At 58.8% G+C, this 16,909-nt stretch carries 16 protein-coding genes; all 16 read right to left on the reverse strand.

Annotated features, from left to right (window positions below; all coding sequences use genetic code 11):
- Nucleotides 1–88 precede the first annotated feature (88 nt).
- Nucleotides 89–1,774 (reverse strand): chloride channel protein, encoded by a 1,686-nt coding sequence (locus ACR0D7_RS03355; RefSeq protein ID WP_170568925.1) that lies wholly within the window; start codon nt 1,772–1,774, stop codon nt 89–91.
- A 100-nt stretch (nt 1,775–1,874) separates the two neighbouring features.
- The gene (gene recN / locus ACR0D7_RS03360; protein ID WP_480677728.1) at nt 1,875–3,524 is read right to left on the reverse strand and encodes a DNA repair protein RecN; all 1,650 of its coding nucleotides are present in this window, start codon (nt 3,522–3,524) and stop codon (nt 1,875–1,877) included.
- A gap of 35 nt (nt 3,525–3,559) precedes the next feature.
- Nucleotides 3,560–4,402: an outer membrane protein assembly factor BamD gene (locus ACR0D7_RS03365; protein WP_480677729.1), complete on the reverse strand. Its 843-nt coding sequence runs from the start codon at nt 4,400–4,402 to the stop codon at nt 3,560–3,562.
- A 127-nt stretch (nt 4,403–4,529) separates the two neighbouring features.
- Complete coding sequence (gene lpxC / locus ACR0D7_RS03370; RefSeq protein ID WP_480677730.1) at nt 4,530–5,450, reverse strand: UDP-3-O-acyl-N-acetylglucosamine deacetylase; 921 nt, start codon at nt 5,448–5,450, stop codon at nt 4,530–4,532.
- A gap of 213 nt (nt 5,451–5,663) precedes the next feature.
- Nucleotides 5,664–7,280, reverse strand: a complete 1,617-nt coding sequence (ftsZ, locus tag ACR0D7_RS03375) for a cell division protein FtsZ (protein WP_480677731.1) — start codon at nt 7,278–7,280, stop codon at nt 5,664–5,666.
- A 348-nt stretch (nt 7,281–7,628) separates the two neighbouring features.
- Complete coding sequence (locus tag ACR0D7_RS03380; protein ID WP_480677732.1) at nt 7,629–8,045, reverse strand: hypothetical protein; 417 nt, start codon at nt 8,043–8,045, stop codon at nt 7,629–7,631.
- A complete protein-coding gene (gene ftsA / locus ACR0D7_RS03385; protein ID WP_480677733.1) occupies nt 8,032–9,366 on the reverse strand; it encodes a cell division protein FtsA in 1,335 nt (444 codons plus the stop codon). The genes ACR0D7_RS03380 and ftsA overlap by 14 nt, the downstream gene beginning before the upstream one ends.
- A gap of 8 nt (nt 9,367–9,374) precedes the next feature.
- Entirely contained in the window at nt 9,375–10,376 is a 1,002-nt protein-coding gene (locus tag ACR0D7_RS03390; protein WP_480677734.1) for a cell division protein FtsQ/DivIB, read from the reverse strand.
- A complete protein-coding gene (locus ACR0D7_RS03395; RefSeq protein ID WP_480677735.1) occupies nt 10,364–11,287 on the reverse strand; it encodes a D-alanine--D-alanine ligase in 924 nt (307 codons plus the stop codon). The genes ACR0D7_RS03390 and ACR0D7_RS03395 overlap by 13 nt, the downstream gene beginning before the upstream one ends.
- A gap of 103 nt (nt 11,288–11,390) precedes the next feature.
- The gene (murB, locus tag ACR0D7_RS03400) at nt 11,391–12,317 is read right to left on the reverse strand and encodes a UDP-N-acetylmuramate dehydrogenase (RefSeq protein ID WP_480677736.1); all 927 of its coding nucleotides are present in this window, start codon (nt 12,315–12,317) and stop codon (nt 11,391–11,393) included.
- Nucleotides 12,310–12,606: a hypothetical protein gene (locus ACR0D7_RS03405; protein ID WP_170381736.1), complete on the reverse strand. Its 297-nt coding sequence runs from the start codon at nt 12,604–12,606 to the stop codon at nt 12,310–12,312. The genes murB and ACR0D7_RS03405 overlap by 8 nt, the downstream gene beginning before the upstream one ends.
- Nucleotides 12,607–12,628: 22 nt before the next feature.
- On the reverse strand, nt 12,629–12,895 hold the full coding sequence (locus ACR0D7_RS03410) for a DUF2484 family protein (RefSeq protein ID WP_480677737.1): 267 nt from the start codon (nt 12,893–12,895) through the stop codon (nt 12,629–12,631).
- Nucleotides 12,892–13,140, reverse strand: coding sequence for a DUF2484 family protein (locus ACR0D7_RS03415; RefSeq protein ID WP_480677738.1), 249 nt, complete (start codon nt 13,138–13,140; stop codon nt 12,892–12,894). The genes ACR0D7_RS03410 and ACR0D7_RS03415 overlap by 4 nt, the downstream gene beginning before the upstream one ends.
- Nucleotides 13,141–13,216: 76 nt before the next feature.
- Nucleotides 13,217–14,626, reverse strand: a complete 1,410-nt coding sequence (gene murC / locus ACR0D7_RS03420) for a UDP-N-acetylmuramate--L-alanine ligase (protein ID WP_480677739.1) — start codon at nt 14,624–14,626, stop codon at nt 13,217–13,219.
- Complete coding sequence (locus ACR0D7_RS03425) at nt 14,623–15,720, reverse strand: UDP-N-acetylglucosamine--N-acetylmuramyl-(pentapeptide) pyrophosphoryl-undecaprenol N-acetylglucosamine transferase (protein WP_480677740.1); 1,098 nt, start codon at nt 15,718–15,720, stop codon at nt 14,623–14,625. Before ACR0D7_RS03425 ends, murC begins: the two co-directional genes overlap by 4 nt.
- Nucleotides 15,720–16,883 (reverse strand): putative lipid II flippase FtsW, encoded by a 1,164-nt coding sequence (gene ftsW / locus ACR0D7_RS03430; RefSeq protein WP_480677741.1) that lies wholly within the window; start codon nt 16,881–16,883, stop codon nt 15,720–15,722. The genes ACR0D7_RS03425 and ftsW overlap by 1 nt, the downstream gene beginning before the upstream one ends.
- Nucleotides 16,884–16,909: the final 26 nt, after the last annotated feature.

Genomic DNA, 16,909 nt, shown 5'->3' on the forward strand with positions numbered 1-16,909 from the left:
CATTGAAACTTCAGGCGACGGTGGGTCCTGCGACTTGGCACCTGTCAGGCCAAATATCGGGTTTCGTCGGGCAGTGGCCTGAGGATAGCTAGGAATGCTCCTCGGCCGCAGTCGCCGCCAGCGCCCGGTTATAGGCCTTGAGCGCGTCAATGTGATACAGCGCACCGACTGGTGTTTCGTTCCCCTCGCTATCGAGCACCACGACAGGGATGCAGGGTATGTCGTCATGGTCGAAATAGGGCATTGCGGCTTCCAGCGTGGCATCGGCCTGCACGCAGAGGCCCTGCTCGATCAGTTCCTGTGCCTGTTCTCCGGTAATCGAACGCGCATCTCCAATTGGACGCATGACCGCTCCTGCGCTCAGCATCGCCAGCAAATAGGCCTGCGGCCCAGCTGCCAAGTGCACGTTGCGCCGTTCCAGCTGTGTCAGGAAAAATGACCGGTCCACTAGGCGCGAAGCCAATGCGGTAGACATCGAAACCGAGGCCATCACGGCGATCCCGATCTGCCAATCTCCGGTCAACTCGAAAACAATCATCGTGGTTGAGATCGGCGCACCCAGCACGGCGGCGGCCACAGCCCCCATTCCTGCAAAAGCGTAGAGTGTATGGGTGCCCGATACATCAGGCAGTAGCCCCGTGGCAATCAGCCCGAAGGCCAAGCCGGTCAGCGCACCAATCATCAGAGAAGGTGAGAATACCCCGCCACCCATACGCCCCCCCATGGTTATGGCCAAGGCAACTGTCTTGATCACCGCAAACAGGATCGCCACGGTCAGTGTAAGATCTCCGGCCAGTGCACGGATTGTCGTCTCATAACCGACGCCGATGATATGTGGAAACCAGATGGCGATCAGCCCCAGCAACGCTCCGGACACGGCCGGTCGCAACCATCGCGGCAAGGACAAACGGTTTTGGATATGGGAACCAATATCTTCGGCAAAGAAAATCGAACGCATTAGCAGCAGGGAGACGAGCCCGCAGATCAGACCCAGGATCAGAAACGCGGGCAATTCCACATAAAATTGCAGCGAACCGGGGGTCTCCAGAACGAACTCCGTCACATCACCATATTCCAAGCGGTTAATCACCGTGCCCGCAACCGAAGCGATGACGATGGGCGCAAAAGCATGCACCGCGAAGTGGCGCAACACGACTTCAAGTGCAAACAGCGCGCCCGCGATGGGGGAGTTGAAGCTGGCCGACACAGCCGCCGCAACGGCACAACCCAATAGATCGCGGCCCGTGATACCATCCGCATGGATACGGTCACTGACCCAAGTTGAGATTACACCGGCCATATGCACCACCGGCCCTTCTCTCCCGCTCGACCCCCCGGTGCTGAGTGTGATCAGCGAAGCGAAGAACGAGGCGATCCCCGCCTTCCCCTCGACCCGGCCATTCGTCAGCGCCGCACCTTCGATCACGTCCGCAACCGAGCGTACCCGCCCGTCGTCCGTAAATTTGTGCAAAATGACCCCCACGACCAAACCGCCGATAATCGGTATGATCAGGATCATAACCCAAGGCAGCTTTTCGGCATGGCTGTGCAACAACAGAATATCATCTGTGTCATAGACATAGGCCTGCAACGCGCTGATTGCCTTGCGAAAACCCAGTGCCATGAACCCCGCAGCAATCCCAATTGCCAGAGCAATAAACCAGAATTGGATCTGGCTTGGTCCACGCCGCAACATCACCCGCCACGCATCCTTCATCGCGGCCAGAGCCTGATTAAGCTGGTTGCGCAAAACGGTGCGGGTCGATTGGGTCATTGGCCCTCTGAGATCAATTCATAACCCTTAGTAAGCCACGGAGCGCCCTTATAAAAGTGAGATCGCGACGGATTGCGAACCAGAAAGCGGCAGAATGGCTTCAGGCGTCCAACAGAGCACGAGCGGCGGCGCGGGCCTCTTCGGTTATTGTGTCGCCTGCGACCATGCGGGCGATTTCGTCCACCCGGTCAGGATCAGCCAGCGGGATCACGGTCGAAAGTGTTTGTCCGTCATTCACTTGTTTCTGCACTCGCCAGTGGTGCGCCGCACGCGCAGCAACCTGCGGTGAATGCGTGACCACCAGAACCTGGCCCCCCTGCGCCAGCGAGGCCAGGCGACGACCTACCGCATCAGCAGTGGCGCCACCGACGCCCCGGTCAATCTCGTCAAAGATCATGGTTCGGGCGCTGTCATCCCCCGTCAGACACACCTTGAGTGCCAGTAGAAACCGACTGAGTTCACCACCCGAGGCTATCTTGTTCAACGGCCCAGACGGTGCCCCGGGATTGGTGGCGACGGTAAAGGCTACTGCATCGGTCCCCTCGGGCCCTGGGTCAGCTACTGTGATTTCAGTTCGAAAAACTGCGCGTTCCATTTTCAGCGGTGCGAGTTCCGCCATGACCGCAGCATCCAATTGTCCTGCAGCCTGCTGACGCACGGTGCTAAGTGCGGCTGCAGCTTTGTCATAAGCCATCTGAGCGGCCTCGACCGAAGCGCGCTGATCTGCCAGATCAGCATCACCAGCGTCCAGTCGGTACAAACGCTCGCGCAACGTGTCTGCAAAAGCCCCTAGATCGTCCGGTGTCACATCATGCTTACGGGCCAACGCACGGATGGCAAACAGGCGTTCTTCAGCCGCTTCAAGTTCTACCGGGTTGAAATCCAGCGCTTGAAGACAGGTATTAACACCATCCTGCGCCTCACCGAGTTCAATTAAAGCGCGGCCAAGCGCGGCAATCGGTTCCTCCAATTGACCGCCTGCATTCTCAGAAACGCCCTCCAACCAGCGGACAGCATCGGACATCGCCCCTTCAGCCCCATCCCCGCCTAGCAGGTCAAAGGCGCGCGCGACATCATCGCGGATGCGCTCGGCCCCCTGCATCATCCTGCGGCGGGCGTCCAGTTCGGCATCCTCGCCCGGCTGCGGGTCCAACTTATCCAGTTCAGCAACGGCGTGACGCAGAAATTCTTCCTCGGCACGCATGGCGGCAAGGCTCGCCTCAGTCTCGGCCAGCGCCTTCCTGACGCGGGACATCTCTGCCCAGGCGGCCCGTACAGTGGCCAAGTGATCCGCTGCACCGGCATAATCGTCCAACATTGACCGATGGCCACGCGGGTTCAGCAAACCACGGTCATCATGTTGACCATGCAATTCGATCAACGTCTCGGAAAGCGCGCGCAGCACCTCGCCCGAGCAACGCCGGTCATTGACCCACGCCGTCTTGCGCCCCTCGGCCGTATTCACACGGCGCAGGATCAATTCCTCCCCGCCGGGAATACCAGCTTCGGCCAGTACCGCATGGGCAGGATGGTCATCCGGCAGCTCAAACTCGGCCACAACCTCGCCCTGCGCTGCCCCCTGACGGACCAGTTCGGCGCGACCACGCCAACCCAGCACAAAGCCCAGCGAATCCAACAGAATCGACTTGCCCGCGCCCGTTTCTCCGGTCAACGCGTTCAAACCCGGCTGAAACGTCAGTTCCAGCCGGTCGATGATCAGCATGTCGCGGATATCAAGGGCGCGCAGCATCGGGTCTTAAAGTCCCACGCCTTTAAACATGGCGATTACAACCACTCACCTTTGATCGTCTGGCGGTAAATCGTGCTCAGCCAGTTGTTACCCCGGCTCTTCAGCTTCAGCCCGCGCGAGGTCAGCAGTTTGTAGCCCGCATCATACCACTCGGACGACTGGTAGTTGTAACCCAAAATAGCACCGGCCGATTGCGCCTCGTCCACAAGGCCCAGCGACAGATAGGCCTCGATCAAACGATATAGAGCCTCAGCCGTATGTGATGTGGTCTGGAAATCCTCGACCACGACGCGGAAGCGGTTGATGGCTGCCGTATAGTGGTCCTGACGCAGGTAATAGCGCCCGATCTCCATCTCTTTTCCGGCCAAGTGGTCGAAAGCCAGATCGAATTTCAGAACAGCCGAAGTGGCGTATTCACTGTCAGGGTAAACTTCAATCACCGTGCGCAGCGATTGCAGAGCCTGAAAGGTAAGGCCCTGATCGCGCCCAACCTCGTCTATTTGGTCATAATAGCTGAGCGCCAGAAGATACTGCGCATAGGCCGCGTCTTCGTCCGTAGGATAGAAGTCGATATAACGCTGTGCGGCAGCCCTGCTTTCTTCGTAACTCTTGTCCGTGTGATACGAGAACGCCTGCATGATCAGCGCGCGCTTTGCCCAATCGGAATAAGGATACAGTCGCTCAACTTCCGAGAAGTACCACGCTGCATCATCCGAGCGATTCTGCGACAGCTCAAATTCACCGCGTGTGAAAATCTGTTCCGGCGTATAGCCTTCCAGATTCTGGTTGCGGTCTGCGCCTTTGCCACTGCACGCCGTCAAAACTGCTGCCAGAAGAATCGCGCTTGCGAATCTGACTGCCGCTTTGGTGCCAACCATTCCGCCTATCCTTGTCGTATTACCTTGCGGGGCAAACCCCGGATTGGCCTTTGGTCTAGCATATATAATTCCGGGGCAAAACGCCTTAGTACGCCACCTGACGGAATTGTCGGCCGACTTGATCCAATCAGGCAACTTCGGGGATTTCATCCCAAACAAGCCCCTGCCCTGGCAGCCGCGCTGCCATTTCAGGAGTGCACAACACCGGACGCACAGCCCCAGGTGTTTCGAACAGCTTGCGCAGCAGCGTGTTCGTCATAGCGTGACCGGACTTGTCTCCGGTGAAGTGGCCCAGAATCGGACCTCCTGCCAGATATAGATCGCCCAAAGCGTCCAGCATCTTGTGACGCACAGCCTCATCGGCGCGGCGGAACCCGCCAGGCGTCAGTACCTCGTCGCCCTGAACGACAACTGCGTTGTCCAGTGTGCCACCCAAAGCCAGGCCATTCGCGCGCATTGCTTCCACGTCGGTACGGCGACAGAAAGTGCGGCAATCACTAAGCTCACGTGCGAACGAGCCATTACGCATATCCAAGGTTTTGGTCTGCGTACCGATAGCGCCATCTTCGAAATCGATGTGAAAGTCGATGATCAGTCCATCTGCCGGAGCGATCGATGCACTCGCACCTTCGCGCGTGGCCGTTATAGGCTTGAGAACTTCAAAGGCCAGAACCGGGCTAGCCTGACGGCGAACGCCCTTGGCCATGATGCCACGCACAAATTCAATCGATGAGCCGTCCATGATCGGTACTTCGGGGCCATCAATCTCGATAAGGGCATTGTGCACGCCACACCCGGCAAGCGCGGCCATAATATGCTCGACAGTCGACACCGAAACACCCGCATCGTTCACCAGACGGGTGCAAAGCGGGGTGCGCTCGACCACATCGTAAATCGCAGGAACCAAGGCATTGCCCAACTCAATGTCCGTACGTTTGAACCAGACCCCATGACCGGCAGCCGCCGGTTTCAGGACCATCGTTGCGGGTTTGCCGCTGTGCAGGCCAACGCCTGTAAACGTGATCGGAGATTTGAGCGTATGTTGCAAGGTGAACCTCGGTGAGTGGTGTCCGGCCTATGCGGTCCGTGTTGGGCACTCAGTTAAGGAAGCAAACGCCAAGGCTCAACTCACTCTTTGTAACTGAATGAAACATGTTTGTAACAGATCGGCAAAAGCCTGCTTAGAACCCAGCAAGCCCATGTATTGCAACGAAAAAGGGTCGCCAGATGGCGACCCTTTCTTTCGATTTTGTTACCAGGGTCAATTGGCCTGACGGCGCAAGAAGGCCGGAATTTCGATCCGATCCTGCTCGGGGTCGGCCTCATCATGTGCAGGTGCCGTAGCGTCAGCTTGGCGCATCGGAGGCTGCTGGCGCACCGGCTGGGTCGGGGTATCTGCGGCGTGGCCGGTCATCCGATCGATCAGGCGATTGAAGCCGAACCGGGAGCGATCCTGTGCATCAGCTTGCGGAGCCGGGACAGGTTGCGGTGCCTGCGGACGAGGCGCTGCGTGGCTACGCTCCGACGCGGGAACGTTCTGCACAGCGGCCTGCAATCGCTGCAGCGCTTCCGGTGACGGAGTACCTGCTGCCGGTTGAGGCTGAGGTGCAACATAGCTTTCAGGTGCGGGTTCAACCGGTTCAGGTGTCGGCTCGAACTCAGCAACGCGGGGCTGATAGGCTGGCGGTGGCAAACCATCGTCATCCTGCTCGACCTGCGGCTGGAACTGCGCCGGTTCTTCGGTTGCTTCGAACAGCGACGGCTCACGGTTCATCTCGGCTTGGGGAGCCGGAGCGGTTTCTTCTTCCGCAACAACAGGTGCCTCTTCCTGCTGAGGCTCTTCTGCCGAAACAGTGCGTGTCAGCGGTGCCGACATGGTACGACGCGCAACCGGCACGTCTTCGGTTTTTTCGCTGGCGTCGATGCCGGTGGCAACAACCGATACACGCATTCCGCCTTCCATCGCTGTGTCCAAGGTCGAACCGACGATGATGTTGGCTTCGGGATCCACTTCTTCGCGAATGCGGTTGGCCGCTTCGTCCAGTTCGAACAGGGTCAGGTCGTGCGAACCGGTGATATTGATCAGCACGCCCTTTGCGCCTTTGAGGCTGATTTCGTCCAGCAGCGGGTTGGCAATCGCTTTCTCAGCCGCCTGAACCGCGCGATCCTCGCCAGTGGCTTCACCGGTGCCCATCATCGCCTTGCCCATCTCGTCCATAACGGCACGAACGTCAGCAAAGTCGAGGTTGATCAGGCCGGGACGGACCATCAGGTCGGTCACACCTTTGACGCCCTGATACAGAACGTCATCCGCCATCGAGAACGCCTCGGTGAACGTGGTTTTTTCGTTGGCCAGACGGAACAGGTTCTGGTTCGGGATGATGATCAGCGTGTCGACGACCTTCTGCAGCGATTCAACGCCGTCTTCGGCCTGACGCATCCGCTTGGCGCCTTCGAACTGGAAGGGCTTGGTGACCACGCCAACAGTCAGCACGCCCAGTTCACGGGCAGCCTGTGCGATAATCGGAGCCGCGCCAGTGCCGGTGCCACCGCCCATACCAGCGGTGATAAAGCACATATGTGCGCCAGCCAGATGATCGACAATCTGCTCGATGCTTTCTTCGGCAGCTGCGGCACCGACGGTCGGACGCGCACCTGCCCCAAGACCTTCGGTCACTTTCACACCCAACTGCACCCGCGCAGAAGACTGGCTTTGCTGCAGCGCCTGCGCGTCGGTGTTCGCGACGACAAAATCCACGCCGTCCAATTCTTTTTCAATCATGTTGTTGACGGCGTTGCCGCCTGCACCGCCAACGCCAAATACTGTAATCCGAGGCTTCAGTTCGTCGTGCCCGGGCATCGAAAGATTCAATGTCATGCTCTGTCCGCCTGTTTTATTGACCCGCCAAAGCGGTGTTTTTCTTACCTATCCACTAACAATCCTACCGATCGAAACGGCAAACGTCACGCCAAAAATCGTCGAATTCCACAAAATATGGAGTAAATAAGGCGGCGCTAAGCGGTATTTCGTATTAATCGCCAGATGTTGCGGAATGAACTCAATGCACCACAAAGCATGCGACACGCGCGCCGCAACTGACGTGCGCGTCACCTGACTCTTTTCAAACCTTTACACTGCGGAAAACTGCTCAAGTCCTGCCGCGAGGCCTCTGACGGGCCTTGTGGATATCTTGCTGGAATCTCAAGCGCGCTGCAACCCATTTGTTTAGCTAATTGGGGTACTTGGGCAATTTAGGCCACCCTCAGTAACACTGCGCACTTCTTGGATTTCGCTTTGGTTTAAACTGGCCAGACGTACCATGAGCCGACCTTCGTACTGAAAGGTCCACCAACATACCGGCAGACCATCAGTGTCGTCGTCATACAAAAAGCAAAGCTTGCCGTCCGGAGTGGTGATCTGCCCATAGACACAGCCTCGCCCTTCCATTCGCCAGACCGACAGAGTCGGGCTGAGAAACTCTTCAGTCCCCACCAAGATGCCAGTTGGAAAGTCATGGAACATGACAGTTTTACCCTGAACAGCATCTAGAAAAGCCTCGGGCGTGATCCGGGTTTGGGCGTTGGCCGCAATTGGACACGCGGCGGCAAGCGCCGCGGTCCCAATCACCTTACCAATTGTCACGGAACCAGCGCATAGCGCGCTTGAAAGGCCGCGTGGCATAAGTGTCGACTGGTATTTCGAAATCCCACCACTCATCCTGCGGATGCGCCGCAAACAGGCTGAGACCAACCGCCGACGAGAATCCGGGCCCCGTCGCCGATTGCGGAAGGCCATGCACGCGCAGCGGGCGGCCCAAACGCACGCGCTGACCCAGTATCCGGGTGGCCAAGCCATCCAGGCCCATGATCTGACTGCCACCGCCGGTCAGCACGATCTGCTGGCTTGGCATATGCTCGAAACCAGCGGCATCCAGTCGGACACGCACCTCTTCCAGAATCTCTTCGACCCGGGGGCGCATGATGCCGATCAACTCGGCGCGGCTGACGGTGCGACGGTCATGCTCCCAGTCACCGGTATCGCCACCGATATCAATCAGGTCACGATCATCGGCCCCAGTTGCGTGGACACCGCCATTGAAGGTCTTGATCCGCTCGGCCACCGAGGCCGGAACTCCCAGCCCCATCGAGATGTCAGAGGTCACATGGTCGCCGCCCATGCGCACGCAATCGGCGTAGATCATGTGTTTTTTCATGAAGATCGAAACGCTGGTCGTGCCGCCCCCCATGTCGATACAAGCTGCGCCCAACTCCTGCTCGTCCTCGACCAAAGCCGAAATGCCCGATACGTAGGCCGAGTTCGCAATCCCCGCCAGCTCCAGATCACAACGCTTGATGCAGCGGACGATATTCTGGATCGCCACCGCATCGACGGTCAGCATATGCATGTCCACAGCAAGCGTCTGACCCATCTGCCCGCGCGGATCAATCAAGCCCGAACGGTTGTCTAGCGCAAAGTTCACCGGCTGTGCGTGCAGCACCTCGCGCCCCGCCCCGTAATCTGGTACGTCGCAGGCATTGAGAACACGCCCGACCTCGGCCTCGGTCACCTCCTGACCGCCAAGATCGACCTGCGCATCCAACCCATAGGATCGCGGGTTTGCGCCCGAGAAACTGGCAATGACATGATCCACGCGTATATCGGCCATCTTCTGCGCCGCCTGCAACGCAGTGCGAATGGCGCGCTCGGTTTCCTGCATGGCGGTGACTTCGCCAAACTGCACGCCGCGCGATCGCGTTGTGGCCGCACCGATGACGCGAAACCCACTCTGACCGGCCAGTGAGCCGATGCTGTTGTCCTCGCTCAACCGACCAGTACCGTCGAACCGCAGAACAAGGCAGGCAATCTTGGAACTGCCCACGTCCAAAATGGCGACAACACCGCGTTGCATCGCCTGCCTGCGCATCTGCCGCATGGCACGTTGGGACTGATAAAGATCGGTCATCATGGTCGTTATTGCCCGTTACCCACTGTCACTTTTGTATTCCACCAGTCTTCGCTGGCAGCTTTGGTCATTCTGATTGTCGGACGCTGCCCAAGGCGCATGTCCACCACGGCCACATCGCGCTCCAAAAGGTCCTGCACCTCGTTCACCGCAAGTACGCGTTCCAGTGCACGCACCGGTTTCTCGGTCGGCAGCATGACACGCTGACCGCGATCCAGAACCAGATCCCAGCGCCGCTCACCTATACGAACCAGCCCGCGCACACGACCGCCCAGACTGCGGGCAGTGGTCAGTAAAGCCATTGCCTCGGCCACATGACCGTCCGCCCCCTTGCCCGCGATCAGTGGCAAGTTCGGATGATCCTTTCGGGACACAACTCGCTCGACATGCGCGCCAGTTTCGTCCAGCAACTCGATCCCGCTCCGTGTCCGCCAAACGACAACCGGCTGCCGCTCGACCACATCCACTTGCAGAATACCGCCAGGGCGCACGCGCACGGTCGCGGATTTAACCGGATTCAGCCCTGTGATCGTGTCGCGGATCTGCTCAACATCCAGATCCCAGGAACTGATCGGGAAATCCAGCGGCACCACCTCGCGGATATCTTCGGACAGATTGGTACCTGCACCGTCAATTGCCATCAGGTTGACCATGAATTCCGGCCGCTGCTGGATCGAGGTCTTTACGTCAGAGACATACGCCACCACTGCCTCGCGCCGTTTCTCTGAACCAAAATAGACGCCAGCCGCAGCGCAAACCGCCAGAACTGGCAGCCCGACCCGCAGTCCCCGCCTCACACCGGGCGTCAGCATCCAGCGCTGCAGGCGGTAGCTCAGCCGCGACGGTGCGGGGTCAAAACGCTGCGACTTGCGCCCAAAGAGTTTAACTCCACTCAAACGCAGCTTGGGCTCGACCTCACGCTCGGCGCCCGACGCAAAATCGGCATCCGGTCCAGCCAGCGGTTTCGAGCGATGAATCACCGGTGCTCGGGTGGCCCTCAGCGGTCGCATGATGCATCCTCCACCATCCACGCGCAGAGTTGACCGAAGGTCATGCCGTTATGCTCGGCCTGCTCGGGCGCCAGCGACGTCGGGGTCATACCTGGCTGTGTGTTGGTTTCCAGCAGAAACAGCCCATCAGCGCCTATGCTGTCATCCCAGCGAAAATCTGTTCGGGTTACACCTTTGCACCCTAGCGCGTTATGGGCCTTCAGCGCGTAGTCCATGCAGCGGTCAAAAATGTCCTGTGGGATGTCAGCAGGCAGCACGTGCCAAGATCCGCCAGGTTTGTACTTGGCGTCATAGTCATACCAACCGCCATCCGTCATGATCTCGGTCACCGTCAGAGCCCGATCACCCATTACGGTTACAGTCAGTTCCCGGCCTGCGACGTATTTCTCGACCATCACATGTTCGGGCATGTCATCCGATAGCTGTGGAGGCCCGTTCGAGCCTTCATGCACGATATAGATGCCAACGCTGGAGCCTTCGTTATTGGGTTTGGCCACATAGGGCGGCTCCATAACATGGGCTTTGGACACCTCAACCTTGGGAACGATCACGCTGGGCACAACAGGTAATCCTTCGGCCTGATACACCTCTTTACTGCGCTGCTTGTCCATTGCCAGCGCCGAAGCCAGCACCCCGGAGTGCGTGTAGGGAATGCGCATCCATTCCAGCAAGCCTTGAACACAACCATCCTCACCCCAACGACCGTGCAGTGCGTTGAAAACCACATCCGGTTTAATGTCCAATAGGCGCGCGTAGAGGTCGGGACCTGCGTCCAGCTCAACCACTTCAAAGCCTTCTCCCACAAGGGCGGCTGCGCATTCGCGCCCAGAGCTGAGAGACACCTCGCGTTCCGCCGAGGGGCCACCCATCAATACCGCCACTTTGGGGTTTGTCCTGCTCGACTTACCCACTTCGTGCGCCTCAATGTCCCCGGACCTTATGTCGTGGTCCGTACTGTGTTATGCCTTTGATCCGTCGCCTGAATTTGCCTGTTATGGTCTGACGGTTGGGGCTTTATTCTTTCAGCGGCTCTCCGACCCGCATGATTTCCCATTCTAGCGTGATGCCGCTTGTTTCGTAAACCTTTTTTCGCACATCCTCACCTAGCCCTTCGAGGTCCGCGGCTGTGGCATCGCCGGTATTGATCATGAAATTCGAGTGCTTGGGGCTCATCTGTGCGCCGCCTCTGGTGGCGCCCCGCATCCCCGCGTTGTCTATAACCTTCCACGCCTTGAGGTCATGCACATCATCGTCACGGCCAGTCGAGGAAAACCCCGCCGGATTGCGGAACGTGGACCCGGCACTGCGGTCCTTGGTGGGTTGAGTTTCGTCCCGTTTCTGCAACTGGGCGGTCATCCGGGCATGCAATTCTTCGGGATCACCCATTGGCCCTTCAAACGTGGCCGAGATCAGCACCGCACCTTCGGGCATGTCCGTCTGGCGATATCGGAAATTCAGATCCGCGGGGGTTAAATCCTCGATCTCTCCTTGTCGCGTGACGATGGTAGCTTTGTGTAGAACATCCGCCGTATAGCTGCCATAGCAACCCGCATTCATCCGAACCGCCCCACCGACAGAGCCGGGGATAGTGCGCAAAAAGGTCAGATCCACACCCGCATCCGCCGCCCTACGCGCAACATGCGCATCCAATGCGGCCGCGCCGGCAATCACGGTGTTGCCCTCAACAGTAATGCCATTGAAACCACGTCCCAAACGGATCACAACAGCGCGTAGGCCACCATCCCGCACAATCAGGTTCGAACCGACGCCCATCGGGAACACCGGCACATCCGCGGGTAAATCACGCAGAAAGCTCTGCAAATCTTCAGTATCAGCGGGCTGAAACAGATAATCCGCCGGACCGCCAACGCGGAGCCAGGTGAGGTCGTTCAACGCGCGAGCCTGAGTTAGACGCCCCCGGACAGCCGGCAGATCAATCATGTGCTGCCCTTCCAGCCAGACTGCGCCCACCGACACCGCCCATGATGACTGCGAATAGGAAAGGCAGGACCGCGCCGGTCAACCATACGAAGGGACCAAAGGCTTGCTCCTCTTCTCCGGTTCCAACCCCTGTCAGCATTACGATCAGCACCAGCGCACCGGCAGAGGTCAGGCCGATCAGCCAAAGCAGCCCCTTCGTGCCTATCCAGCGACCAGCAACAAAACCGGAAAGAGCGCCAAGGATCAAGGATACCAGCGGTAAATAAGCGAATGTGGCGATGTCGACCATGGGGGCCTCCTGAAAATGGCCGTTACTTCTTTGCCGCCTTCATGCCCTGCATTTTCGCCTTTGTCCAACGGGTGAAGTAAATCACCGGCCATCGGAGCACCGACATACCCATCGCCATCACAAGCAAACCCACCCAAGGCCCGTTTTGAAGCGTTACATAACCAATGATCGGGATCCCTACTGCGATCAGAATATAGGCGCGGGTCCAGTGGTTGTCTTTACTGGGGATCATGGCCAACACGTTCGCAGCAATCCCCCAAAGTGCGGCCAGAGCTATGGAAAAGTTCATTGGTCGATCTCCCGGCCGGTCCAACGGCGCCAGTAGTAACGGATGGGGTTACGGAACATGGATGCAAAGCCCGCCAAGGCCAGCACCGAGAAGAACCAACCGTAATCGAAACCCAACCAGATGATCAGTACAGGCGCGGAAGCGAACAGAACAATGCCAGGCGGGAACTGTAGGCGCATTGGCAACATAGCCACAATGGTCGAGGCCACGACCCACAAGGCTGCGAACACCACAGAATATGCCAATTGCCCCTCCGAGGACGTCATCTTTTGCGGTTGCGACGCTACTCTTTAGAGTTGCATCGCAGAAATGTCCATCACATCAAACAGCCTGTTTCTGCTGCAGCCGAGCCGGCAACCCGTTGGCCCAGGCGCTGATCGTACCCGCTCCGAGGCAAACAACCATATCTCCTGGGCGTGCCTGTTCACGCACCAACCGTTCGAGATCGTTTTCATCCAGCAGCGCGCGGGCGTGGCGGTGGCCGTGGCGGATCAAACCTTGCACGAGGTCATCGCGGCTGGCCCCTTCGATCGGCGTCTCTCCGGCCGCGAAAATGTCAGCAATTGCCACGACGTCGGCATCATTGAAGCAGGTGCAGAAATCATCAAACAGGTTTGACAGGCGTGAGTAACGGTGCGGCTGATGCACGGCAATAACACGGCCTTCCGTTGCCTGACGCGCAGCTTTGAGAACAGCGTTAATTTCAACTGGGTGGTGGCCATAATCGTCAATTATTGTGACACCATCGATCTCACCCACCTTGGTGAAGCGGCGGTTGACGCCTCCGAAATTGGCCAGAGCGTCGCGAATTTCGCTGGCTTTCATGCCCAAATGACGTGCCACAGTAGCGGCAGACAACGCGTTCGAGACGTTATGATCCCCCGGCATAGGCAGCGTGCAGCCCTCGATCAACGTGTCTTCGTATTGCAGGTGAATGTCGAAATGCGCGACACCGCTTTTATAGGTCAGGTTCACCGCCCGCACATCCGCCTGCGCGTTGAAGCCATAGGTGCGCACACGCCGGTCGGTGATGCGACCGACCAACGTCTGAACTTCGGCATGGTCGGTGCAGCAAACGGCAAGGCCATAGAACGGCAGGTTCGTGACGAATTCATAAAACCCGTCGCGCAGAGTGTCGAAATCACCCCAATGCTCCATATGCTCGGGGTCGATATTGGTGACGATGGCGATGGTTGCGGGCAGGCGGTTGAACGAACCATCGGATTCATCGGCCTCGACCACCATCCATTCACCCTGCCCCATCCGCGCGTTCGATCCATAAGCATGGATGATACCGCCATTGATCACGGTCGGGTCGAAATCACCCGCCACCATCAACTCGGCCATCATCGTGGTCGTAGTGGTCTTGCCGTGGGTTCCGGCGATGGCAATGTTGGACTTCAGGCGCATCAATTCGGCCAGCATGTCGGCGCGGCGCACCACCGGAAGGCCGCGCGCGCGGGCGCCGTCCAGTTCCGGGTTGCCGGGTTTAATTGCGGTCGAAACCACCACAACGGCAGCATTTTCAAGGTTCTCGGCCCGTTGGCCGACAAAGATTTCGGCACCCAATCCCGCCAGGCGGTCGGTGATCTTCGAAGCTTTCAGGTCCGATCCCTGCACCCGATAACCCAGGTTCAGCAGCACCTCGGCAATGCCTGACATACCAATCCCGCCGATCCCCACAAAGTGAATCGGCCCTACGTCTTGCGGCAGTTTGGTTGCAGGATTCATGCGGTCTCCTTCTGCGCCAATTCTTCGACAAGGTGCACCAGACGATCTGTTGCGTCGGGGGCACCGGCCGAGAGGGCCGCATGGGCCATCTTTTGCGCGGCTTCGGGGTTTGTCAGAACTGCGGTGATTTGCTCGGTCAGAGACGAAACGTCAAGGGCGTTTTCAGGGATCATGATCGCCCCGCCCGCCTGAACCAGCCCACGTGCATTGGCGGTCTGGTGATCTCCGGCAGCGGCTGCAAAGGGGATCAAGATCGAAGGCCGCCCGATCACCGAGATATCGGCAACACTGGATGCGCCCGAGCGGCTGATCACCAACTGCGCATCCGACATGCGGCGCGGAACATCCTGAAAGAAAGGTTTGACCTCGGCCCGGATACCATGATCGGCATAAAACGCTGCGACCCGCTCACCATCTTCGTCACGCGCCTGATGGGCGACACGGATATGGCTGCGCAATTCATCGGGCAATGCTGCAATCGCACCCGGCACCACGTCGCTGAGGATACGCGCGCCCTGAGAACCGCCCATCACCAGAATCGACATTGGATAGTCGCCGGGCGGGATATAACCCGCCGCGGCGCGCTCCAGCACTGCGGCGCGGACAGGGTTTCCGGTATGGATGCCCCTTGCCCCGTCGGGCAGATCGGTCGGCCAGATACCGCAGGCCACCTGAGACACACGGGTTGCAAACAGTTGATTGACCCGGCCCAGTATACCGTTCTGTTCATGGATCATACGCGGGATTTTCAGCATCGTCGCCGCGCTCAGCGCCGGGATTGACGGATAACCACCAAAACCCACCACCACGTCGGGCCGGTCGCGCATCATCTGCAACGACATGCTGGTCACTCCACCCGCAATCTTTGGCCCAACTAGTGCCTTGTCTGCCAGCCCTCCACGCGCGAATGTGGCCGAGGACGCCTCGACAATCTCAGTCGAATGCGGAAACCCACTGGTATACCGGGCACCGCGCGGATCGGTGGACAGACGCACGCGCCAGCCTTTGTGGAGCATCGCCTCGGCCAGTGCTTGTGCCGGGAACATGTGGCCCCCGGTGCCGCCAGCTGCAATCAGTAAGTAAGGTTTGCTCATCACCCTCGTCCGCGCAGAATATCTCCAAACTCGCCCTGGGGGCGGGTCCGGGTGAAGGCCAGCAACATACCGACCGCAATGCCGCCCGCAATCAGGGACGAACCACCATAGCTGACAAAAGGCAGCGTCATACCTTTGGCGGGCAGCAGGCGTACCGCGACACCCATGTTGATCATTGCCTGAACGCCGAACATACAGGCCAGCCCTGTACCCGCCAAACGGATAAACATATCCCGTTCACGCATCAGCCGCAGAAGCGAACGCACTACGATGATCGAATACAGCGCGATGATGATCAGCACCAGGATCAGGCCATATTCTTCGGCCGCAACAGCAATGACAAAGTCCGTATGCGCATCGGGCAGAGACCATTTCACCTGTCCCTCGCCGACTCCAACACCAAACAACCCGCCCTCACGGATTGCATTGGTAGCGTAGCCGATCTGAGTGGTCGGATCGACCTCTTGGTTCAGAAACCCATCAATACGGCGGGCAAAATGTTCCGAATTCGAATAAGCCAGCATTCCGCCCAGCACGACCGCTCCGGCCATTCCGACCAGCAACAACATCGGCGCCCCGGCCACGAAATACATCACGCCCCAACCGAACAAGATCAGACAGGCTTGACCGAAATCAGGCTGCAGCACCAACATCCCGACAATGGCCATACACAGCGCAAACGACCACAGCCGCCCTGGCGGGCCGTTGATCTCCTGCGACGCGGCCAGCAGCCATGCGGCCACGACCATAAAGCCGGGCTTCAGGAACTCGGACGGCTGCAGCGATGCAAAGCCCAGCGAGTACCAGCGCACTGCGCCCTTGCCGAAATCAGTGCCAAAGACCGGCAGAAAGGCCAGCGCCACGAACGCGCCCAAAAAGCCCAGCACCGCCAGACGCCTTACCAGCGTCGGCGACATCATCGAGGTCAGCAGCATCGCAATAAGCGCCAATCCGCCGAAGATCGACTGCCGCTCGACATAATGGAATGGATCAAACCCATTTCGCCCGGCCAGCGGCGGGGATGACGCCAGCCCCAGCAACAATCCGATGACGAACAGGATCAGCACGCAGGACATCGTCCAGCGATCAATTGTCCGCCACCACTTTGGTAGAATCGGTTCGCCGCGCTGGTCCTGGACCGCGCCATACACCATCTCAGTCATGAGATACCGCCACTTACTGCCTCGTT

The organism is Ruegeria sp. BB7, assembly GCF_056539365.1.